The 21,888-nt window shown below is 67.6% G+C and carries 16 protein-coding genes and 3 rRNA genes; 2 read left to right on the top strand and 17 right to left on the bottom strand.

Translation table 11 applies throughout. The annotated features are described in order from the left end of the window. The 15 genes from HD594_RS09495 to HD594_RS09425 all read right to left on the bottom strand — a co-directional run bounded on the left by HD594_RS09495 (position 1) and on the right by HD594_RS09425 (position 17,153). Positions 1–885 (bottom strand): ParA family protein, encoded by an 885-nt coding sequence (locus HD594_RS09495; protein WP_184750740.1) that lies wholly within the window; start codon positions 883–885, stop codon positions 1–3. A 95-nt stretch (positions 886–980) separates the two neighbouring features. Further along, positions 981–1,592 carry a vitamin K epoxide reductase family protein gene (locus HD594_RS09490; RefSeq protein WP_184750739.1) on the bottom strand — a complete coding sequence of 204 codons (612 nt, stop codon included), beginning with the start codon at positions 1,590–1,592 and terminating at the stop codon, positions 981–983. 15 nt (positions 1,593–1,607) lie between these two features. Next, a complete protein-coding gene (locus HD594_RS09485) occupies positions 1,608–2,102 on the bottom strand; it encodes a septum formation family protein (protein ID WP_184750738.1) in 495 nt (164 codons plus the stop codon). Positions 2,103–2,228: 126 nt separating this feature from the next. Further along, positions 2,229–3,176 (bottom strand): site-specific tyrosine recombinase XerD, encoded by a 948-nt coding sequence (gene xerD / locus HD594_RS09480; protein WP_184750737.1) that lies wholly within the window; start codon positions 3,174–3,176, stop codon positions 2,229–2,231. Next, positions 3,177–3,767: an NUDIX domain-containing protein gene (locus tag HD594_RS09475; protein ID WP_184750736.1), complete on the bottom strand. Its 591-nt coding sequence runs from the start codon at positions 3,765–3,767 to the stop codon at positions 3,177–3,179. Then, positions 3,760–5,454: a CTP synthase gene (locus HD594_RS09470; RefSeq protein ID WP_184752726.1), complete on the bottom strand. Its 1,695-nt coding sequence runs from the start codon at positions 5,452–5,454 to the stop codon at positions 3,760–3,762. The genes HD594_RS09475 and HD594_RS09470 overlap by 8 nt, the downstream gene beginning before the upstream one ends. 86 nt (positions 5,455–5,540) lie before the next feature. Continuing rightward, on the bottom strand, positions 5,541–7,226 hold the full coding sequence (recN, locus tag HD594_RS09465; RefSeq protein WP_184750735.1) for a DNA repair protein RecN: 1,686 nt from the start codon (positions 7,224–7,226) through the stop codon (positions 5,541–5,543). After that, a complete protein-coding gene (locus tag HD594_RS09460; RefSeq protein ID WP_184750734.1) occupies positions 7,223–8,170 on the bottom strand; it encodes an NAD kinase in 948 nt (315 codons plus the stop codon). The genes recN and HD594_RS09460 overlap by 4 nt, the downstream gene beginning before the upstream one ends. Further along, on the bottom strand, positions 8,167–8,967 hold the full coding sequence (locus HD594_RS09455) for a TlyA family RNA methyltransferase (RefSeq protein ID WP_184750733.1): 801 nt from the start codon (positions 8,965–8,967) through the stop codon (positions 8,167–8,169). Before HD594_RS09455 ends, HD594_RS09460 begins: the two co-directional genes overlap by 4 nt. Beyond that, a complete protein-coding gene (locus HD594_RS09450) occupies positions 8,964–9,119 on the bottom strand; it encodes a hypothetical protein (protein ID WP_184750732.1) in 156 nt (51 codons plus the stop codon). Before HD594_RS09450 ends, HD594_RS09455 begins: the two co-directional genes overlap by 4 nt. A 40-nt stretch (positions 9,120–9,159) precedes the next feature. Continuing rightward, positions 9,160–10,200, bottom strand: a complete 1,041-nt coding sequence (locus HD594_RS09445; protein ID WP_184750731.1) for an HAD-IIA family hydrolase — start codon at positions 10,198–10,200, stop codon at positions 9,160–9,162. Then, a complete protein-coding gene (locus HD594_RS17430) occupies positions 10,200–11,777 on the bottom strand; it encodes a primosomal protein (RefSeq protein WP_246413954.1) in 1,578 nt (525 codons plus the stop codon). Before HD594_RS17430 ends, HD594_RS09445 begins: the two co-directional genes overlap by 1 nt. 94 nt (positions 11,778–11,871) lie before the next feature. Beyond that, positions 11,872–11,988 (bottom strand): 5S ribosomal RNA (gene rrf, locus HD594_RS09435). 108 nt (positions 11,989–12,096) lie between these two features. Further along, positions 12,097–15,205, bottom strand: a 23S ribosomal RNA gene (locus HD594_RS09430). Positions 15,206–15,630: 425 nt separating this feature from the next. Next, positions 15,631–17,153 (bottom strand): 16S ribosomal RNA (locus HD594_RS09425). Together the 16S, 23S and 5S rRNA genes form the textbook arrangement of a ribosomal RNA operon. Positions 17,154–17,717: 564 nt before the next feature. Between HD594_RS09425 and HD594_RS09420 the strand changes: the two genes are divergently transcribed. Next, positions 17,718–18,359 carry an acetate uptake transporter family protein gene (locus HD594_RS09420; protein ID WP_184750730.1) on the top strand — a complete coding sequence of 214 codons (642 nt, stop codon included), beginning with the start codon at positions 17,718–17,720 and terminating at the stop codon, positions 18,357–18,359. A gap of 46 nt (positions 18,360–18,405) precedes the next feature. After that, positions 18,406–19,758: a CoA transferase gene (locus tag HD594_RS09415; protein WP_184750729.1), complete on the top strand. Its 1,353-nt coding sequence runs from the start codon at positions 18,406–18,408 to the stop codon at positions 19,756–19,758. On the opposite strand, the gene HD594_RS09410 is transcribed toward HD594_RS09415, so the two are convergent. Continuing rightward, the gene (locus HD594_RS09410; RefSeq protein ID WP_184750728.1) at positions 19,728–20,576 is read right to left on the bottom strand and encodes a DUF4184 family protein; all 849 of its coding nucleotides are present in this window, start codon (positions 20,574–20,576) and stop codon (positions 19,728–19,730) included. The genes HD594_RS09415 and HD594_RS09410 overlap by 31 nt on opposite strands. A gap of 7 nt (positions 20,577–20,583) precedes the next feature. Further along, positions 20,584–21,888: a tyrosine--tRNA ligase gene (gene tyrS / locus HD594_RS09405; protein WP_184750727.1), complete on the bottom strand. Its 1,305-nt coding sequence runs from the start codon at positions 21,886–21,888 to the stop codon at positions 20,584–20,586.

The raw sequence follows: 21,888 nt of genomic DNA, 5'->3' as shown, positions 1-21,888 counted from the left end.
TCAGGCGACGGCGCCACGGGCGACCAGCTCCCGCGCGAGGCGCAGGTAGGCCTGGGCGGCCGCGTGCTCCGGCGCGAACTCGGTGATGGGCATGCCCGACACCGACGCATCGGGGAACTTCACGGTCCGCCCGATGACGGTCTCGAGGACGTCGTCGCCGAACGCCTCCACGACGCGCTCGAGCACTTCGCGCGAGTGCAGCGTGCGCGGGTCGTACATCGTCGCCAGCACGCCGTCCAGCGTGATCGACGGGTTCAGGCGGTCGCGGACCTTCTCGATCGTCTCGATGAGCAGGGCGACCCCGCGCAGGGCGAAGTACTCGCACTCGAGCGGGATGACCACGCCGTGGCTCGCCGTCAGGGCGTTGACGGTGAGGAGGCCGAGCGAGGGCTGGCAGTCGATCAGGATGACGTCGTATTCGCCGGCGAGCCGGCGCAGCGCGCGCGCGAGCGTCTGCTCGCGCGCCACCTCATTGACCAGATGGACCTCGGCGGCGGAGAGGTCGATGTTCGCCGGGATGAGATCGAGGTTCTCCACGGCGGTGGAGACGACGATCTCGTGGGGGTCGCGCTTGCCGTCCAGCAGCAGGTCGTACACCGTGGGGATCTCGTGGGTCGGGATGCCCAGACCCGCCGACAGCGCACCCTGCGGGTCGAAGTCGACCGCGAGCACCCTGCGGCCGTAGTCGGCCAGCGCGGCGGCCAGGTTGATCGTGGTCGTCGTCTTGCCGACGCCGCCCTTCTGGTTGCACAGCGCGATGATGCGGGCGGGGCCGTGGCTGTCGAGCTTCGGCGGCGTGGGGAAGCCGTGGTACGGACGACCGGTCGGACCGATCAGGGTCTCTTCTTCGCTCACCGCCGTCGCGCCCCGCTTGCTGCCCGCCACCGACTCTCCTGACTTCGCCTGCGTTCGCTCGATTCTAGTGTCCGGCCGGCCGATCGCCAGGGAGGCACAGCGAAACGGCGCGGACCGGGCGGGAATCAGAACAGCGAGCCGAGGACGTCCAGTCGCACCTGGGCGGCGATGGCGATCGCCGCGTAGTCCACGACGGTGATCAGGGGCGCCCACGTGAAGAGCACCGCGCCGAACGTCGTGGGCGGCCCGAACACGCCGTCGCGCAGCATCCAGCCGGCGGTGAACCAGAACAGCGGGATCGTCATGAGCCACACCACCATGCACCACGGGCACAGCGACCCGAACTCGAAGACGCTCCGCCACGCGAACACGTGTACGAGCGCGAATCCTCCGAGCAGGAACACCCCGTACACCCGCCAGTACCACCGCCGCAGACCGCCGGGCGCCGCCAGCGCGCTCACGCCTGCGAACACCGGTCCGAGGAAGAGCGTCACGCCGATGATCGAGTTGGTGAACCCGAGCAGGTTCCCCGCCGGCGAGAGCAGGTTCGGCCCGCACGTGAGCACGACGCTGAACGCGCAGGTGATCAGCGGATCCTGCTCGGTGAGCTGCCCGATGTACTCGAGGTACAGCAGGAACGACACCACCCAGGCCGCGGCTGCGGCGACGATCCAGAAGACCGCGAGGGCGACAGGGGGCCGAAGTGCGCTCGCTCGCGAGCGCTCAGCTGTGGTCATACCACACAGGCTACTCTATCGGGCGGCCCCTGCCAGCGAGCCGGTCACATCCCCGGAGGGGTCGTAGATGAGGCACAGCGCCTCGCGGTCGCCCCCGGCCCACGACTCGACGGTGGGGTAGATCGGGTAGACGTCGAGCGTGGACTCCGCGTACGCGAGCCCCACGAACGCATCGAACTCGTCGACGCAGACACCCGCCGCCTCCTCGAAGGCCGCGTCCTCGCCCGGGTAGTCGCCGTCCTCGTAGTAGTACGCGAAGTAGACCTCGTCGGCGTGCGGGTCGCTGCAGGGCACGACGGGAACCGAGGTGAGCTCGCCGTCGCCCTCGATCAGCTCCAGGCAGTCGCCGACCTGGAGCGCGAACACGTCGGCGCTCGCGTTGCCCTCGACGATCTCGCCGGTCTCATCGTCGCGGACCGGGTCCGTCGTCACGGCGAAGGAGCAGCCGGCCAGCGACAGCGTTCCCAGGACGGCCATCAGGGCGGCGGCGCGGCGCGCGCTGGAGTTCATGCGATTCCCCTCGGGGTTCGGGGCCGAGCACCATCGGGTCGGCGTCTCGACGGCGATGTGCCGACGTCGGCGGAGCCAGTATGGCCTCCGATCGCGGCGGGTGTCGAATCAAACGCGACCGGCCGGTCAGCGGGCCCGCGGGTGCGACGTCGCGTACACGTCGCGCAGAGCGTCCACGCTCACGTGGGTGTAGATCTGCGTGGTCGCCACCGACGCGTGCCCGAGGAGCTCCTGCACGACGCGGACGTCGGCGCCGCCCTGCAGCAGGTGGGTCGCGAACGAGTGCCGCAGCGTGTGCGGCGAGACGTGCGCGGTCAGCTGCGCCCGCTCGGCCGCCCGCTGGATCACCGTCCAGGCGCTCTGCCGTGACAGCGGCGCTCCGCGCGCGCCCAGGAACAGCCGCGGCGTCGCCCGGCCCCGCCGCGACAGCTCGGGCCGCGAGCGCGTCAGGTAGGCCTCGAGGGCCGCGCGCGCGTACGACCCCACCGGCACGATGCGCTCCTTGCCGCCCTTGCCGCGGACGCGGACCACGTCACCATGGGTGACGTCGTCGACGTCGAGCTGCACCGCCTCGGACACGCGCGCGCCGGTGGCGTACAGCAGCTCGAGCAGGGCGCGGTCGCGCAGCGGCACGATGCTGTCGGCGCCGGCGGCGGCCGCCGCCTCGCGGTCATCCGGCGCGGGCGCGGGGCCCGCGGCATCCAGCAGTCGCTCCACCTGGTCGACCGTGAGGGCCTTCGGCAGCCGCCGCGGCTGCTTCGGCGGCCGCAGGCGCCCGGCGGGGTCGGCCTCGTCGATGCCCTCGCGCACGAGGAACCGGTGCCATCCGCGCACCGACGACTGCAGCCGGGCGAGGCTGGACGCAGCCGGGGCGGGGTCGGCCGCCGCGCGCTCGGCGACGAAGCCCTCGACCAGCGCGGGGGTCACGTCACCGGTGTCGCCGACGCCCTGCTCTCGCAGCCAGTCCAGATAGCCCGCCAGATCCCGCCGGTAGGCCGAGACCGTGTGCTCGGACAGCCCGCGCTCGACCGACACGTGCCGCAGGTAGCGGTCCAGCGCCCGGTCGAGCCGCATTCACTCCCCCGCGGGCCGTCCTCGGCGCAGCCGCTCGGCGGTGGCGAGCACCCCTGCCGCGAGGATGCCGTTGCGCAGGCGTCCCGCGAGCACTGCCTCGACGGCGTCGGCGAGGGGGATCCACTCGATGCGGATGTCGGCCTCCTCGTCCTCGCGCTCGTGCACGCGCTCGGCCGGGGTCAGTCCCCGGGCGAGGAAGATGTGCACGACCTCGTCGTTGCCGCCGGGGGTGGTGAAAATGCTCAGCAGCGGCTCGCACTCCTCGGCGACGAGGTCGACCTCCTCGGTGAGCTCGCGCAGCGCCGTCTCGCGCGGCGACTCGCCGTCGACGTCGAGCAGCCCGGCGGGGATCTCCCAGTCGCGATGGCGGATCGGATGCCGGTACTGCTGGATGAGCAGCACGCGCTCCTGCGCGTCGAGGGCGACCACGGCGGACGCGCCCGGATGATCGACGTACTGGCGGACGATGTCGTGCTCGCCGTAGCGGACGGTGTCGCTGCGGACGTCCCACACGCGGCCGGCGTACACCAGTTCGCTGTCGAGCACCTCTGCGTGGACGGGCTCGTCCCGAAGAGACCGCGGGTCAGCCATTGTCGACGTCGAACAGCTCGCTGGAGCGGTGGCGGTCGAGCGCGGCTCCCACCAGGCCCCGGAACAGCGGGTGGGGCTCGGTCGGGCGCGAGCGCAGCTCGGGGTGGGCCTGGGTGGCGATGTAGTACGGGTGGACGTCGCGCGGCAGCTCGACGAACTCGACCAGGTCGAGCTCGGGGTTCAGGCCCGAGAACACCATCCCGGCGTCCGCGATCTGCGCGCGGTAGTGGTTGTTCACCTCGTAGCGGTGGCGGTGGCGCTCGTGGATGTGGACCTCGCCGTACACCTCGGCGGCGATCGAGCCCTCGGCCAGCTTCGCCGGGTACATGCCCAGGCGCATCGTCCCGCCGAGGTCGCCGTGGTCGAGGATGTCGACCTGCTCGGCCATCGTCGCGATCACGGGGGCGGGCGTGTCGGGGTCGAACTCGCTCGACGATGCCCCCTCGATGCCGGCGACGTGCCGCGCGTACTCGATGACCATGCACTGCAGACCCAGGCACAGTCCCAGCGTCGGGATGCCCTGCTCGCGGGCGAACCGCAGCGCACCGAGCTTGCCCTCGATGCCGCGGATGCCGAAGCCTCCGGGAACGACGATGCCGTCCAGCTCGCCGAGCACCCGGGCGGCGCCCTCGGGCGTCTCGCACTCGTCCGAGGGGATCCAGCGGATGTTCACGTGCGTCTCGTGCGCGAAGCCGCCCGCCTTGAGCGCCTCGGTGACCGACAGGTAGGCGTCGGGCAGGTCGATGTACTTGCCGACGAGGCCGATGGTGACGTCGTGCTTCGGGTTGTGGACGGCGCCCAGCACCTTCTGCCAGCGCGACCAGTCGACGTCTCTCGCCTTGGACAGCCCCAGCGAGTGCACGATGTAGTTGTCCAGACCCTGGTCGTGGATCATCGACGGGATGTCGTAGATGCTCGGCACGTCGACCGCGTTCACGACGGCGTCCTCGTCGACGTCGCACATGAGCGCGATCTTGCGCTTGTTCGCGTCGGTGACGGGGCGGTCGCTGCGCAGCACGAGCGCGTCGGGCTGGATGCCGATCGAGCGGAGCGCCGCGACGGAGTGCTGCGTCGGCTTGGTCTTCTGCTCGCCGGACGCGCCCATGAACGGCACGAGCGAGACGTGGACGAAGAAGACGTTGCCGCGGCCGAGCTCGTGGCGGATCTGGCGGGCCGACTCGATGAACGGCTGCGACTCGATGTCGCCGACCGTTCCGCCGATCTCGGTGATGATGACGTCGGGCTTGGGCGTCTCGCCGGCCTGCAGCCGCATGCGGCGCTTGATCTCGTCGGTGATGTGCGGGATGACCTGCACGGTGTCGCCGAGGTACTCGCCGCGGCGCTCCTTGGCGATGACCTGCGAGTAGATCTGCCCCGTGGTGACGTTCGCGGCCTGGCTCAGCTCGATGTCGAGGAAGCGCTCGTAGTGCCCGATGTCGAGGTCGGTCTCGGCGCCGTCGTCGGTGACGAAGACCTCGCCGTGCTGGAACGGATTCATGGTGCCGGGGTCGACGTTCAGGTACGGGTCGAGCTTCTGCATGACCACGCGCAGACCACGGGCGGTGAGGAGGTTGCCGAGGCTCGCGGCCGTCAGTCCCTTGCCCAACGAGGAAACGACACCTCCGGTCACGAAGATGTGCCGAGTGGTGTCGTTCGTCGGTCCCGCGTCAGTTCCAGAAGTCTGCATCACGGGCTTTTATCCTATCAGTAGACCCGCTCCCAGCCTGGGGAGCGGATGTGCGCGTGTTCCTGCCATCATGCCGCCCGACGCGATCATCGCGCGAGGGCCAGGAGCTCCCGAGCGTGGCTGAGCGCGACGTCCGAGTCGGGCATGCCCGACAGCAGCCGGGCCATCTCGGCCTCGCGCTCCTCGCCCTCGAGACGGCGCACGTCGGACGCCGTCACGGACCCGTCGCTGGCCTTGACGACGGTGAGGTGGTTGCCGGCGAAGGCGGCGACCTGCGCGAGGTGCGTCACCGCGATCACCTGGGACGTCTCGGCCAGGCGAGCCAGACGCCGGCCGACCTCGATCGCCACGGCTCCGCCGATGCCGGCATCCACTTCGTCGAACACGAAGGTGGGGACCGGGTCGACGCCCGCGATCACGACCTCGATCGCGAGCATGACGCGGCTCAGCTCGCCGCCGGAGGCACTCCTGGCCACGGGACGCGGCTGGGCGCCGGGGTGCGGCGCGAGCAGGAATGCGACGTCGTCGCGGCCCGACGCCGTCGGCGTCCCCGGGGTCACCGCGACCTCGAGGTGCGCGTCGGGCATCGCCAGCTGCGTCAGCTCGGCGGTCACGAGGCGGCCGAGATCGGCGGCCGCGGCCTCGCGGGCGGCCGTGAGGCGGGCCGCGGCGTCGTCGAGGGCGGATGCCGCGGCGTCGCGCGCCGAGGTCAGGCGCTCGAATCGCTCGCCGTCGTCGTCGAGCTCGACCAGGCGGGCCGAGCCGGTGGCGAGCATGTCGATGGCCTGCTCGAGCGAACCGTGGGCACGGACCAGCGCCGACAGCACGGCGCGGCGCTCCTCGACGGCCGCGAGCTCCTGCGGACCGGTTTCGTCGAGGTCGGCGAGGTAGCCGGCGAGGCTCGCGGCCAGGTCGGTGGCGCGGTAGCCGAGGTCTGCGGCCTGAACGGCGTATTCCTCGAGCACCGGGTCATGTGCCGCCCGCTCGAGCTCGCGGCGCGCATCGGCCACCAGCGACACGGCGTCGGGCGCCTCGGACTCCCCCGACAGGGCGTCGTGCGCCGCTGCGGCGGCGGCGCGCAGGCCCTCGATGTCGGCGAGGCGGTCGGCGCGGACCGCGAGATCGGCGTCTTCCCCCGGCTGCGGATCGGCGGCCTCGATCTCGGCGATCTGCGAGCGCAGATCGGCAGCCTCGGCCGCACGGGTGTCGCGATCGCGCGTCAGCTCGGCGAGCTCCCGGTCGACGGTGCGGAAGTGCTCGTACGCGTCGCGGTACGCCGCGAGCTCCGCGGCGAGCGCGGTGCCGCCGAAGCGGTCGAGGGCGTCGCGCTGCGCGGCGCCCGAGCGCAGCCGCAGCTGGTCGGACTGGCCGTGGACCACCACGAGCGCGTCGGCGAGATCCGACAGCACCGCCGCGGGGGCGGGTCGTCCGCCCACGGAGGCGCGCCCGCGTCCCTCGCGTGCGACGGAGCGGCCGACCAGGAGCTCGGCGCGTCCCTCACCGAGACTCTCGAGCTCTCCCCCGGCGTCGCGCACCCGATCGGCGACGACGCCGGACTCGGGAACGTTCCACACGCCGTCGACCGACGCCGCGCGAGCCCCGGCCCGCACCGCGCCCGAGTCTGCCCGCTGCCCAAGCAGCAGTCCGAGTCCGGTGACGACCATCGTCTTGCCCGCGCCGGTCTCGCCCGTGATCGCGGTGAAGCCTGGGCCGATCGGGAGCGTCGCCTCGGCGATGACGCCGAGGTCGCGCAGGCGCATCTCCTCGATCACGACGTCTCCTCGCTCCAGCCGGCCCCGTTGTCGGCGGTGGGCCCGCGCCATCCTTCGACGGGCAGGCGGAACTTGCGCACGAGCCGGTCGGTGAACTGGGCCGGATGCAGCCGCGCGAGCCGCACCGGCCGCTCCGAGCGCCGCACGACCACGCGCGCGCCCGGCGGCAGATCGTGCGAGCGCCGTCCGTCGCACCACAGCACGCCGTAGCCGGGGTTGCGGTCGAGCAGCTCGATCGCGACGGTGTGCTCGGGGCCGACGACGAGGGGCTTGGCGAACAGCGCGTGCGCCGACAGCGGCACGACGACGATGGCCTCCACGGTGGGCCAGATCACGGGGCCGCCGGCGGAGAAGTTGTAGGCGGTCGAACCGGTCGGCGACGACACCACGACCCCGTCCGCCCCGAAGGACGACAGCGGACGACCGTCGACCTCGATGACGACCTCGAGCATGCGCTCCCGGCTGGCCTTCTCGACGGCGGCCTCGTTCAGCGCCCAAGTCTCGTAGACGACCGCATCCGCCGAATCCTTCACGCGTACGTTCAGCGCGAGGCGCTCCTCGACGGTGTAGTCGCGCTCGATGGCGCGTCTGACCGCGTCGTCCATGTCGTCGCGCTCGATCTCGGCGAGGAAGCCGACGTGACCCATGTTGATCCCCAGGACGGGCGCCGTGCCCTCTCGCACCAACTCGGCCGCGCGCAGGATCGTGCCGTCGCCGCCGAGCACGATCGCGAGCTCGACGTCCTCGACGGCGACGTGGATGCCGAGCACGGCGATCCCGTCGACGCCCGGGACCTGGGCGGCGAGTTCTCGGTGGTCGTCGGGCGCCAGGACCGGGCGCGCCCCGGCCGCCCGCAGGGCGGCGATCACGCGTTCGGCCGCGCGCACGGTCTCGTCGCGCCCGGCATGGGCGACGACGAGGATGCTGCGGTCGTGGTGGGTCATGTGCTCCCCGTCAGTTCGTTCACGGTGCCCGACCATTCTGTCGGATTGCTCCCCCGCCCCGGCGCGAGGTGGGCGATGTACTCGGCGTTGCCGTGCGTTCCCAGGATCGGGGAGGAGATCACGCCGCAGGTGCCGAGCCCGCCGTCCCATGCCGCCCACAGCACGCCCATGACGGCATCCGACCGCGTCGCCGGGTCGGTGACGAGGCCTCCCTTGACGGCGGTGCGGCCCACTTCGAACTGCGGCTTGACGAGGAGGACGAGGTCGGCGTCGGATGCCGCGACCGCGCGCGCCGCCGGCAGCACGTGCGTGAGGGAGATGAACGACAGGTCGCCGGTGATCACCGATGGCGGCGTCTCGACGCCGCTCGCGGCGGCGAGGGACTCCGGCGTCATGTAGCGGACATTGAACCCCTCGATCGCGATGACCCCCGGGTCGGCGGCGATCGCGGGAGCCAGCTGCCCGTGCCCGACGTCGACCGCGATGACCGGGTCGGCGCCGCGCTCGCGCAGCACCTGGGTGAATCCTCCCGTGGACGCCCCCATGTCGAGTGCGACGCGGCGCTCCACGGCGACGCCGAACGCGTCGAGCCCGGCGATGAGCTTGTGCGCGGCGCGGCTGACGTAGTGATCTGCGCCCGCGACGTCGAGCACGGCATCCGGCCCGACCTTCGCGGAGGCCTTGACGACGCCCCGCCCGTCGACGGTCACCAGCCCCCCCGCGATCAGCGCCGCGGCGTGCGTGCGCGAGCGGGCCAGTCCGCGCGCGGCCAGAGCGGCGTCGAGCCGCTCGCTCATGCCCCGGCGGGCCCCGACTCGAGGCGCCTGGCCAGTGCGTCGTGCAGCGCTTCGTAGCCCTCGGCGCGCCGCGCGATCGGCTGGGACTCGATGACCTCGAGCTCGCTCACGAGGTCCGTCCGGTCGGGGTCGCTGCGCGACGTGTCGTCCATGTGCCCCATGGTACGTGGACGCTCCGGCGAAACACGGGTGTCAGGGCCGGTGGAACGGGTCCGCGTACAGCTTCTCGGGAACGCGGAAGCCGAAGATCGCGCGGCCGGTCTGCCAGATCGCGGCGGCCGCGGCGCGCAGCAGATCGATCTGCCGCTCCCCCTCCGACACGATCGTGATGTCGGGGCCGTCGATGCGCACCGCCGCGCCCCGCACGGAGGTGACTCCGTCCGAGACCACGGTGGCCGGGTACGGCTCGTGCAGCTCGCGCAGGTCGCTCAGGATGAACGTCGGCTGCGACCCGGCGGGTGCCGCGAGCGCGTGCTTCGGCCGGTCGACCCCGGTGAGGATCAGCGCCGACGGGATGCCCGCGCGATTCGCCCCGAGGATGTCGGTGTCCAGGCGATCGCCGAGGAACAGGGGCTTGGCGGCACCGAAGCGCGCCACGGCCTCGTCGAAGATCGGGACCTCCGGCTTGCCGGCCACCGTCGCGAAACGCCCGACCGCCGTGTGCACGGCCGAGACCAGCGTGCCGTTGCCCGGCGCGATGCCCCGGGCCTGCGGAATCGTCCAGTCGGTGTTCGTGGCGATCCAGGGAATGCCGCCCTCGTCCTCGGGCGTCGCCAGAGCGAACGCGGCTTCGGCGAGCTGCGACCACCCGACATCGGGCGCGAATCCCTGCACGACGGCAGCCGGAGAGTCCTCGGCGCTGCGCGTGACGCGGAAGCCGGCCTTCTCGACTTCGACGACGAGGCCTTCGCCGCCGACGACGAGGATCGTCGACCCGACGGGAACGCTCGCGGTCAGCAGACGCATCGCCGCCTGGGGGCTGGTGACGACCTCGTCCGGGGCCGTCGGCAGGCCCAGACCCGACAGGTGCTCCGCGACCGAGGCGTCCGTGCGGGAGGCGTTGTTGGTGATGTACCCCAGGCGTCGACCGCCGTCTCGCGCCGTCGTGAGGTTCTCGACGGCGTGAGGGACGGCCCCTGCGCCGGCGTAGACGACGCCGTCGAGGTCGGCGAGGACGACGTCGACACCGTCGAGCGGGCTCTTCTCGGGAGTGCGGCGCGAGAACAAGCCCATCAGGCGTCGTCCCGGCGCGCGGGCTCGGCTTCGGCGTCCGGATCGCCGATCTCGGCGAACTCCTCGGCTTCGTCGACATCGTCGATCTCGTCGATCTCGTCGATCTCGTCGACGGCGATCGTCTCGTGGTCGCCGAGACCAGTGGCCTCGTCGATCGCGTCAGCCGCGACTTCGGCTCGCTTCTGCCACAGCGCGCTCTCGTCGGAGCGGCCGAGCTCGTCGAGGACGGTCGCACGCGCAGCGAAGAGAGCCGGGCTCCACTCGAAGGCGCGATCCGGATCGAGCTCCGGAATATCCAGCTCGTTCAGGGCGCGCTCGGGCTCGCCCATGTCCAGCCGTGCGCCCGACATCGCGATCGCGAGCTCGACGCGCACCGGGGTGGACAGCGTCGAGCGGTCGACGGAACGACCGAGCTCGAGAGCGCGCTCGGGCCGGCCGACGCCGCGCTCGCTGTCGACCATCAGAGCGATCTGATCGTCGTTGCCCGAGATCCGGCGGTAGGTGCGCAGCTCGCGCAGCGCGAGTGCGAAGTCACCGGTGGCGTAGGCCGTGATGGCGAGCGTCTCGCGCACGACGGCGATGCGGCCGGCGCGACGGGACGCCGCCAGCGCGTGCTCGTGTGCGAGCGCCGGGTTCTCGTCGATCAGTCGCGAGGCCATCGCGAGGTGACGCGCGACGTGGTCGGCGTTCTCCTTGCTCAGGGTCTTCAGTTCGTTGCGTGCGCTCGGGTGCAGATCCTTCGCGGTGATCTCGTCCGGCAGCTGCGGGTCATTGTGGCGTTCGCGCTCGGGGCGCGCCTGTCCGGGCAGAGCAGCCCGATCGGGGCGCCCGGCGCCGCCGCGCGTCGGGCGGCCGGCGCGCGAGCCGCCGGCGGCGTCGCGCGCGTACGGCTTGCGGTCGCCGTCGCGCTTCTCATACGGACGGTCGCCGTCGCGTTTCTGATACGGCTTGCGGTCCGCGTCGCGCTTCTCGTACGGCTTGCCGTCACGCTTCTCGTACGGCTTGCCGTCACGCTTCTCGTACGGCTTGCCGTCGCGCTTCTGGTACGGCTTGCGGTCACCGTCGCGCTTCTCATACGGCTTCCGATCACCATCACGCTTCGCGTAAGGACGGTCTCCGTCACGCTTCTGGTACGGCTTCCGATCTCCATCGCGCTTCTCGTACGGCTTGCCGTCACGCTTCTCGTACGGCTTGCCGTCACGCTTCTCGTACGGCTTGCCGTCACGCTTCTCGTACGGCTTGCCGTCACGCTTCTCGTACGGCTTGCCGTCACGCTTCTCGTACGGCTTGCCGTCACGCTTCTCGTACGGCTTGCCGTCACGCTTCTCGTACGGCTTGCCGTCGCGCTTCTGATGCGGCTTGCGGTCACCGTCACGCTTCGCGTAGGGACGGTCACCGTCGCGCTTCTCGTACGGCTTGCCGTCGCGCTTCTCGTACGGCTTGCGCGTACCGCCGCTCTTGTGAGGGGGCTTGCGATCGCCGTCGCGCTTCGACGTCGTGCTGCGACGGTCGGTGTTCGAGTCCCGGCGAGGAGAGCGCGCGGAGGCATCCTCTTCTCGAGGCTGCTGTTCTGACATGACTTCGATCCTCCCCCGGAGTTCTCTCGGCGACAACCATCGCGTTAACGCCGAATGGCCACCCTGCGTTGGGTGGCCATTCGGTTTAATGGAAGTCCGGCGGTGTCCTACTCTCCCACAGGGTCCCCCCTGCAGTACCATCGGCGCTGAGAGGCTTAGCTTCCGGGTTCGGAATGTGACCGGGCGTTTCCCTCTCGCTATGGCCGCCGAAACACTATTGATGTTTTCGTATCGGTCGCATAACGAACATGGTTCGTTTGCTGATTCCCGACCGTACATCGGGAACCACTCAGTGGACGCAAGCACCATAGAACGGTGTGTTATCAAGTCATCGGCTTATTAGTACCAGTCAGCTGCACGCATTGCTGCGCTTCCACATCTGGCCTATCAACCCAGTAGTCTGGCTGGGAGCCTCTCACCCCGAAGGGTATGGAAGTCTCATCTTGAGGCCGGCTTCCCGCTTAGATGCTTTCAGCGGTTATCCATCCCGAACGTAGCTAATCAGCGGTGCTCCTGGCGGAACAACTGACACACCAGAGGTTCGTCCAACCCGGTCCTCTCGTACTAGGGTCAGATCCTCTCAAACTTCCTACGCGCGCAGCGGATAGGGACCGAACTGTCTCACGACGTTCTAAACCCAGCTCGCGTACCGCTTTAATGGGCGAACAGCCCAACCCTTGGGACCTACTCCAGCCCCAGGATGCGACGAGCCGACATCGAGGTGCCAAACCATGCCGTCGATATGGACTCTTGGGCAAGATCAGCCTGTTATCCCCGAGGTACCTTTTATCCGTTGAGCGACAGCGCTTCCACAAGCCACTGCCGGATCACTAGTCCCGACTTTCGTCCCTGCTCGACCTGTCAGTCTCACAGTCAAGCTCCCTTGTGCACTTACACTCGCCACCTGATTGCCAACCAGGTTGAGGGAACCTTTGGGCGCCTCCGTTACTTTTTGGGAGGCAACCGCCCCAGTTAAACTACCCACCAGGCACTGTCCCTGAACCGGATCACGGTTCGAAGTTAGACATCCAGAGTGACCAGAGTGGTATTTCAACAACGACTCCACGAACACTGGCGTGTCCGCTTCAAAGTCTCCCACCTATCCTACACAAGCCACACCGAACACCAATACCAAGCTGTAGTAAAGGTCACGGGGTCTTTCCGTCCTGCTGCGCGTAACGAGCATCTTTACTCGTAATGCAATTTCGCCGAGTTCGCGGTTGAGACAGTTGGGAAGTCGTTACGCCATTCGTGCAGGTCGGAACTTACCCGACAAGGAATTTCGCTACCTTAGGATGGTTATAGTTACCACCGCCGTTTACTGGGGCTTAAATTCTGAGCTTCGCCTTGCGGCTGACCCGTCCTCTTAACCTTCCAGCACCGGGCAGGCGTCAGTCCGTATACATCGTCTTGCGACTTGGCACGGACCTGTGTTTTTAGTAAACAGTCGCTACCCACTAGTCTCTGCGGCCTCCAAACGCTTTCGGAGCAAGTCCTAATACGTCGAAGGCCCCCCTTCTCCCGAAGTTACGGGGGCATTTTGCCGAGTTCCTTAACCACGATTCTCTCGATCTCCTCGGTATTCTCTACCTGACCACCTGAGTCGGTTTGGGGTACGGGCGGCTAGAACCTCGCGTCGATGCTTTTCTCGGCAGCATAGGATCACCCACTTTTCATCCGCATCGTGTCTCAGCCTGTATGAGTCACGGATTTGCCTATGACTCGGCCTACGCACTTGCCCCGGGACAACCATCGCCCGGGATGGGCTACCTTCCTGCGTCACACCTGTTAATACGCTAGCCGCACCAGCATGGGGTCGAGCGTTCGCTCAAGCGTCTTCACCCCGAAGGGATCCGTACATCCTGAGTTAGGACTCTTAGCACCACTGGATTAGCTTGGGCGGTTCTTCGCCGGTACGGGAATATCAACCCGTTGTCCATCGACTACGCCTGTCGGCCTCGCCTTAGGTCCCGACTTACCCAGGGAAGATTAGCTTGACCCTGGAACCCTTGGTCTTTCGGAGGACGTGTTTCTCACACGTCTTTCGCTACTCATGCCTGCATTCTCACTCGTGTGGCCTCCACGGCTGGTTCACACCGCCGCTTCGCTGGCCACACGACGCTCTCCTACCCATCAACACGGCTGGACCACGAAGGCCTACCAATAATGTCAATGCCACAACTTCGGTGGCGTGCTTGAGCCCCGTTACATTGTCGGCGCGGAATCACTTGACCAGTGAGCTATTACGCACTCTTTCAAGGGTGGCTGCTTCTAAGCCAACCTCCTGGTTGTCTAAGCAACTCCACATCCTTTCCCACTTAGCACGCGCTTAGGGACCTTAGATGGTGGTCTGGGTTGTTTCCCTCTCGACTATGAAGCTTATCCCCCACAGTCTCACTGCTGCGCTCTCACTTACCGGCATTCGGAGTTTGGCTGACGTCAGTAACCTGGTGGGGCCCATCGGCCATCCAGTAGCTCTACCTCCGGCAAGAAACACGCAACGCTGCACCTAAATGCATTTCGGAGAGAACCAGCTATCACGAAGTTTGATTGGCCTTTCACCCCTATCCACAGCTCATCCCCTCAGTTTTCAACCTAAGTGGGTTCGGCCCTCCACGACGTCTTACCGTCGCTTCAGCCTGGCCATGGATAGATCACTTCGCTTCGGGTCTAGGACACGCGACTGAATCGCCCTATTCAGACTCGCTTTCGCTACGGCTACCCCACACGGGTTAACCTCGCCACGTATCGCTAACTCGCAGGCTCATTCTTCAAAAGGCACGCTGTCACACCTACCAGGGGTGCTCCAACGGTTTGTAAGCAAACGGTTTCAGGTACTATTTCACTCCCCTCCCGGGGTACTTTTCACCTTTCCCTCACGGTACTTGTCCGCTATCGGTCATCTGGGAGTATTTAGGCTTATCAGGTGGTCCTGACAGATTCACACGGGATTTCTCGGGCCCCGTGCTACTTGGGATACGCTCCACGCCAGAACACGCATTTCGACTACGGGGCTGGCACCCACTATGGCCCGCCTTTCAAGACGGTTCGTCTACACGCTTCTGTCACGCCGGCTGCTCGGCAGAACAACCAGGAACGTCCCACAACCCCCCACACGCAACCCCTGCCGGGTATCACACGCATGAGGTTTAGCCTGATCCGCGTTCGCTCGCCACTACTGACGGAATCACTGTTGTTTTCTCTTCCTGCGGGTACTGAGATGTTTCACTTCCCCGCGTTCCCTCTACCCGCCCTATATATTCAGGCGGGAGTCACCAGGTCGGCACGCCGCCTGGCGGGGTTTCCCCATTCGGACACCCTCGGATCAAAACTTGCTTATCAGTTCCCCGAGGCTTATCGCAGATTGCTACGTCCTTCTTCGGCTCCAGATGCCAAGGCATCCACCGTTTGCTCTTAAAGACTTGAAATCACATGAGTTTCATCAAGAATCGAACCCAGACCCCGAAAGGCCTGGATCAGAAATTGACTAATGATCTTTAAGATCATCTATAACGAACCAGACCGAAGTCCGGTTCGAAGATGCTCGCGTCCACTGTGTAGTTCTCAAAGTACGGGCGGTACCCATCCCGCTGCCGACAACCGCCGGCACCAAAGACGGGCCCTGAGGATTCAGTCGCGCCCTGATCCGAAGACCACGACGCATCCGGTCCCTCAGGACCCAACAGCGTGCAGCGCCCACCCTCTGTCCGACAACCCGTTCCAACCGCAAGCGGCGTACTGAGGCCATCGAGAGACGATGAGCGCCTTGTCAAATGTTCCACCCATGAGCTCCGGTCGAGAACATTCGTCTCGAATCCGGCTCTGTCACTCCGAAGAGTGCAGTGCTCCTTAGAAAGGAGGTGATCCAGCCGCACCTTCCGGTACGGCTACCTTGTTACGACTTAGTCCTAATTACCGATCCCACCTTCGACAGCTCCCTCCACAAGGGTTAGGCCACCGGCTTCAGGTGTTACCGACTTTCATGACTTGACGGGCGGTGTGTACAAGACCCGGGAACGTATTCACCGCAGCGTTGCTGATCTGCGATTACTAGCGACTCCGACTTCATGAGGTCGAGTTGCAGACCTCAATCCGAACTGGGACCGGCTTTTTGGGATTCGCTCCACCTCACGGTATTGCAGCCCTTTGTACCGGCCATTGTAGCATGCGTGAAGCCCAAGACATAAGGGGCATGATGATTTGACGTCATCCCCACCTTCCTCCGAGTTGACCCCGGCAGTATCCCATGAGTTCCCACCATTACGTGCTGGCAACATAGAACGAGGGTTGCGCTCGTTGCGGGACTTAACCCAACATCTCACGACACGAGCTGACGACAACCATGCACCACCTGTTCACGAGTGTCCAAAGAGTTCTACATTTCTGCAGCGTTCTCGTGTATGTCAAGCCTTGGTAAGGTTCTTCGCGTTGCATCGAATTAATCCGCATGCTCCGCCGCTTGTGCGGGTCCCCGTCAATTCCTTTGAGTTTTAGCCTTGCGGCCGTACTCCCCAGGCGGGGAACTTAATGCGTTAGCTGCGTCACGGAATCCGTGGAAAGGACCCCACAACTAGTTCCCAACGTTTACGGGGTGGACTACCAGGGTATCTAAGCCTGTTTGCTCCCCACCCTTTCGCTCCTCAGCGTCAGTTACGGCCCAGAGATCTGCCTTCGCCATCGGTGTTCCTCCTGATATCTGCGCATTCCACCGCTACACCAGGAATTCCAATCTCCCCTACCGCACTCTAGTCTGCCCGTACCCACTGCAGGCCCGAGGTTGAGCCTCGGGTTTTCACAGCAGACGCGACAGACCGCCTACGAGCTCTTTACGCCCAATAATTCCGGATAACGCTTGCGCCCTACGTATTACCGCGGCTGCTGGCACGTAGTTAGCCGGCGCTTTTTCTGCAGGTACCGTCACTTTCGCTTCTTCCCTGCTAAAAGAGGTTTACAACCCGAAGGCCGTCGTCCCTCACGCGGCGTTGCTGCATCAGGCTTCCGCCCATTGTGCAATATTCCCCACTGCTGCCTCCCGTAGGAGTCTGGGCCGTGTCTCAGTCCCAGTGTGGCCGGTCACCCTCTCAGGCCGGCTACCCGTCGACGCCTTGGTGAGCCATTACCTCACCAACAAGCTGATAGGCCGCGAGCCCATCCCAGACCGAAAAATCTTTCCAAACGTTGACCATGCGATCACGTCTCGTATCCAGTATTAGACGCCGTTTCCAGCGCTTATCCCAGAGTCCGGGGCAGGTTGCTCACGTGTTACTCACCCGTTCGCCACTGATCCACAGAGCAAGCTCTGCTTCACCGTTCGACTTGCATGTGTTAAGCACGCCGCCAGCGTTCATCCTGAGCCAGGATCAAACTCTCCGTAAAGAAAATTTGCATACACAACCGGGAAAAACGGTCGCGCAGCGAGTTTGATCTGACCAAAGGGATGTCATTGCTGACTATCCATTGCCAACCCCACAAGGGGGCTGGTCTTTGATCCAAAAGGAATTCTCAACCAGCCGAAGCTGGACGAGGATTATTTGGCATTTGACAAGTGCACGCTGTTGAGTTCTCAAGGATCGGATGCTCCCACCACTGACCCCCTCACCAGGAGGAGATCAGCCCCGCGGGGCAACTTCACTATCTTATCCCATCCGTTCCGTCTGTCAAACCGGCGAGCTCGGATCTTCAGATCCCTGCTCAGGCCGATGACCGCGGTCTTCGGAGAGGACATCCCATCTTAGATCCGGAGGACGCGTGTCCGCCAGTCTTTGGGTGGGATTCGTTCGCTGCTTGAGGGGGCGGGGCCTTCCGGCCGCTCCGCTCTCCCTTTGGGGCGAACAAGTAATACTTTACGTGGCCCCCACCACTCTGGCGAATCGGCCCCGCATCCCGGGCGTGTCGCACCGGGCGCCTGCCATCCTGGGCCCATCCGGCAGGAGGTTTCGCATGGTCTCTATCCCTTCCCCGTCGCCGTCCCCGGCGACGTCCACCATCCCGGTCCGCGTCCGCCGCAACGCCACTGCCGACCCCGGTCTCATCGGGCTGCTCGGGTTCGTCCTGGCGACCGTCACGGCGCAGCTGGCCCACCTCGGCGTGCAGGAGGAGAGCCCCGTCTTCTGGGTCGGCGCCGTGTTCGGCGGCATCGTGCAGGTGACCGCCGGCATGCTGTCGTACTTCGACCGCGACGACTTCCACTTCGTGGTCTACAACGCCTTCGGGTGGTACTGGATCGTTGTGCCCGGGTTCCTGCTGAGCGAGCAGCTCGGCGTCGACGTCAGCGACGTCGCGACCGGGTTCTTCGTCGCCGCCTTCGCGGTGGTCGCGCTCATGTTCGTTCCCGCGGCCGCCGTGCACAACTCGGTGCTCCCCGTGACGCTCATCAGTGTGTCGGTGGGACTGGGCCTGCAGTCGGTCTCGTATCTCGCGGTCATCCCGGTCCTCGAGACCGTCGGCGCCGCCGTCCTGCTGCTCGCCGCGTCGCTGGCCGCCTACATGCTCATCGAGAAGTTCTACTGGCGCACCATGGGCCGGCGCATCCTGCCGCTCGGCCCCCCGTGGATCCCGATGGGGGCAGACCCCGAGTCCTGACGCGGCACCCGTCGCGCGGCGCGGGGCGCCTGCCTACCCTGGGCCCATGGACATCAGCGGCGCCGCCGGCCTGCCGGCCCGCGTCCGCTCAGAGCTCTCCCTCCCCCACGAGGTCCGCGTCGAGCTCGCCGGGCCGCCGCCGCTCGCGTCGCGTCTCGACGTGGCGGGCCTCGCCGCCGCGAGCGTCGGCGCCGCCGCCTCGGCCGCCGCGCAGCTGACCGGCGCGCCTGCCGTCGCGCTCTACCCCGACCGCATCGCCGTCGCCTACTCGAGCGAGCGCTGGGTGCGCGTCGACGGAGCGAAGCCGACGGCCTTCGCACCGCTCTCGGGCTTCTTCCGGACCGCCGACGGGTGGGTGCGCACGCACGGCAACTATCCGCATCACGCCGACGCGATGCGGCGCGTTCTCGACCTGCCGGCCGACGCCGACCGCGACTCCGTCGCCGCCGCGCTCCTGCATCGCGACGCCCGAGCGGTTTCGAGCGAGGTGTCGGCAGCGGGCGGGCTCTGCGTCAGCGTCGATCGGGAGGACCCTCGGGTCGACGCCCGCTTGCGCACCGAGCCCCTCCTGCACGTGTCCGCGCTCGGTGCGGCGCCCGCTGCGCCGCTGCCCGATCCGGATCCCACAGCACCACCGCTGCGCGGCATCCGCGTCCTCGATCTCACGCGCGTCATCGCCGGCCCGGTCGGCACGCGCACGCTCGCGCTGCTCGGAGCGGAGGTGCTGCGCCTGGATCCGCCCCGCATCCCCGAGATCGCATGGCAGCATCTCGACACGGGCCACGGCAAGCGATCGGCGCTTCTGGACCTCGCCACGGCGGCGGGACGCTCACGGTTCGATGGACTGCTCGAGACGGCGGATGTCGTCGCGCTCGGCTACCGTCCGGCAGCTCTGGATCGGCTCGGCCTCTCCCCCGCCGACCTGGCCGCGCGGCGCCCCGGTCTCATCGTGGCGCGGCACTCCGCGTGGGGCGATCCCGAGCGTCGCGGATTCGACAGCCTCGTGCAGGCCGCATCCGGCATCGCGTGGGTGGAGTCGCCCGACGGCGAGCGCCCCGGCACCCTTCCCGCGCAGGCGCTGGACCACAGCGCGGGCTACCTCCTCGCCGCCGGCGTGCTCGCGCTGCTGGAGCGCCGGGCCCGCGAGGGCGGTTCGTGGCTGGTCGAGACGTCGCTGCGGCGCGTCGCGGCGGAACTGCTCGGGATGCCGCGCACCGCCGACCCCGAGCCGGCGAGGTCCATCGCGGATGCCTCCGCCCACCTGCAGACCTTCGACGTCGGCGGCATCGCGCTCCAGACGGCGGCGCCGGCGCTCACGCTCACGCGAGACGGCGAACCGCCGGCCTTCCGAGCGCCTCGCCCGTGGGGTCAGGACGAAGCGAGGTGGTCGGGCGACTGAACCCGGCGCGCGTGCCGCGCGCGGCGCATCTGGACCCCGACGCACAGTGCGAGGGTCGCGACGCCCCACAGCCCGCACGCGAGGGGAAGCACGCGATACGCCAGGTGTGCGACGGTGAACTCGGCATCCAGGGGACCGTGCACGGCGAGTCCCGCGAGCCATGCGACGACGAGAGCGGCGGGCAGAGACAGCCACCACGCCCAGCGCACCCACGTCGGCACGAGACGAGGGACGGATGCCGCCGCGTCGCGCTTCGACAGCCACACGAGCATCCAGATCGCGATGATCGCGAGGCCCACGAGGCTCGATCCGTGCTGGAGCCACTTGTAGCCGTCGAGCGGACCCCACCGCTCATCGAGAGCGGGGATCGCGTCGACCCCGGCGCGCCCCTCGTGCGTGAAGAGGTCCCACAGCACGTGACTGAGGATGCCGAGCGCCAGCGACAGGAGGACCATCAGCAGGGCCGGCCACGACACCCGCCACCGCGATCGGTCCGACCGCACGACCGCGAGGGTCTCACGAGCGGATTGCGCGGCCGACGCGTCCCACGCCTCGGGCAGCCGTGCCGCGAGCCATCGCGGTGAGAGTTCGCGGACGGCCGGGCGCACCACCGACCGCCATACGAGCAGCAGCGCGAGCGCGAGGATCACGGTGACCGGGAGCCACGCGAGATCGTGGGTGCGGACGTAGTGCACCGGCAGATTGCGCGTGAACAGCGGCAGGTCGGGGGCCATCGCGCCGACTGCGATCGCCGCCGGGATCAGCGGCGTGCGCACGAACGGCAGTGCGACGACCGCGTGACTCGGTGTGAACGGCACCCGCGGCTCAGCGGGTCACGAACACGCCGGCGAGGGTCTTCTTGCCGCGTCGGAGCACCGAGACCCCGCCCGGCAGCTCTCCGTCGATCGTCGCGGTATCGTCCGCGACCTTGACACCGTCCAGCGACACCCCGCCCTGCCCGATGGCGCGGCGGGCTTCGGAGAGGCTGGCGACCAGCCCGGTCTCGACGAGCGCGTGCACGACCGGCGTCCCCGCCGCGAGCTCGGCGTTCGGCAGCTCCTCGAGAGCGTGCCGCAGGGTTGCCGCATCCAGGCCCGTGAGGTCTCCCTTGCCGAACAGCGCCTCGGAGGCCGCCATCACGGCGGCCGTGGCCTCGGCACCGTGAACGAACGTCGTCACCTCGAGGGCGAGACGCTTCTGCGCGGCGCGCCGGAACGGCTCGGTCTCGACGAGCTGCTCGTACTCCTCGATCTCGGCGCGCGTGAGGAACGTGAAGATCTTCAGGCGCGCGATCACGTCGGCGTCGTCGGTGTTCAGCCAGAACTGGTACATGCGGTACGGGCTGCACATGTGGGCGTCGAGCCAGATGGCGTTGCCCTCGCTCTTGCCGAACTTCGTGCCGTCGCTGTTGGTGATCAGCGGCGTGCCGATCGCGTGGACCGAGCGTCCCTCGACGCGGTGGATGAGGTCCGTCCCGCTGGTGAGGTTGCCCCACTGGTCGCTGCCGCCCGTCTGCAGCACGCAGCCGTGCTGGCGGTACAGCTCCAGGTAGTCCATGCCCTGCAGGATCTGGTAGCTGAACTCGGTGTAGCTGATGCCGGCCTCGGAGCTCAGGCGCGCCGCGACGGCGTCCTTCTTCAGCATCGTCCCGACGCGGTAGTGCTTGCCGATCTCGCGCAGGAAGTCGATCGCGCTCATCGGCGCGGTCCAGTCGAGGTTGTTGACGATGCGCGCGGCGTTGTCCCCCTCGAAGCTCAGGAAGCGCTCGACCTGGGCGCGCAGGTACCCGACCCACTCGGCCACGGTGTCCTTCGTGTTCAGGACGCGCTCCGCCGAGGGCCGGGGGTCGCCGATGAGGCCCGTCGAGCCGCCGACGAGTCCGAGCGGCTTGTGGCCGGCGAGCTGGAGCCGGCGCATCGTCAGCAGCTGCACGAGGTTGCCCAGGTGCAGGCTCGGCGCGGTGGGGTCGAAGCCGCAGTAATACGTGATCGGGTCCCCGCCGAGAAGGGCGCGCAGCGCCTCCTGATCGGTGGACACATGCACGAGTCCACGCCACACGATCTCGTCCCAGACGTTCTCGAACGCCGGGTCGTTGGCGGGCGCGGTCGCGCTCACGACGGTTTCAGACAC

It is taken from the genome of Microbacterium thalassium, assembly GCF_014208045.1.
GTDB lineage: Bacteria > Actinomycetota > Actinomycetes > Actinomycetales > Microbacteriaceae > Microbacterium > Microbacterium thalassium.
The sequence above is the reverse complement of the archived record's forward strand: the minus strand, read 5'-3'. Positions and strand labels throughout refer to the sequence as shown.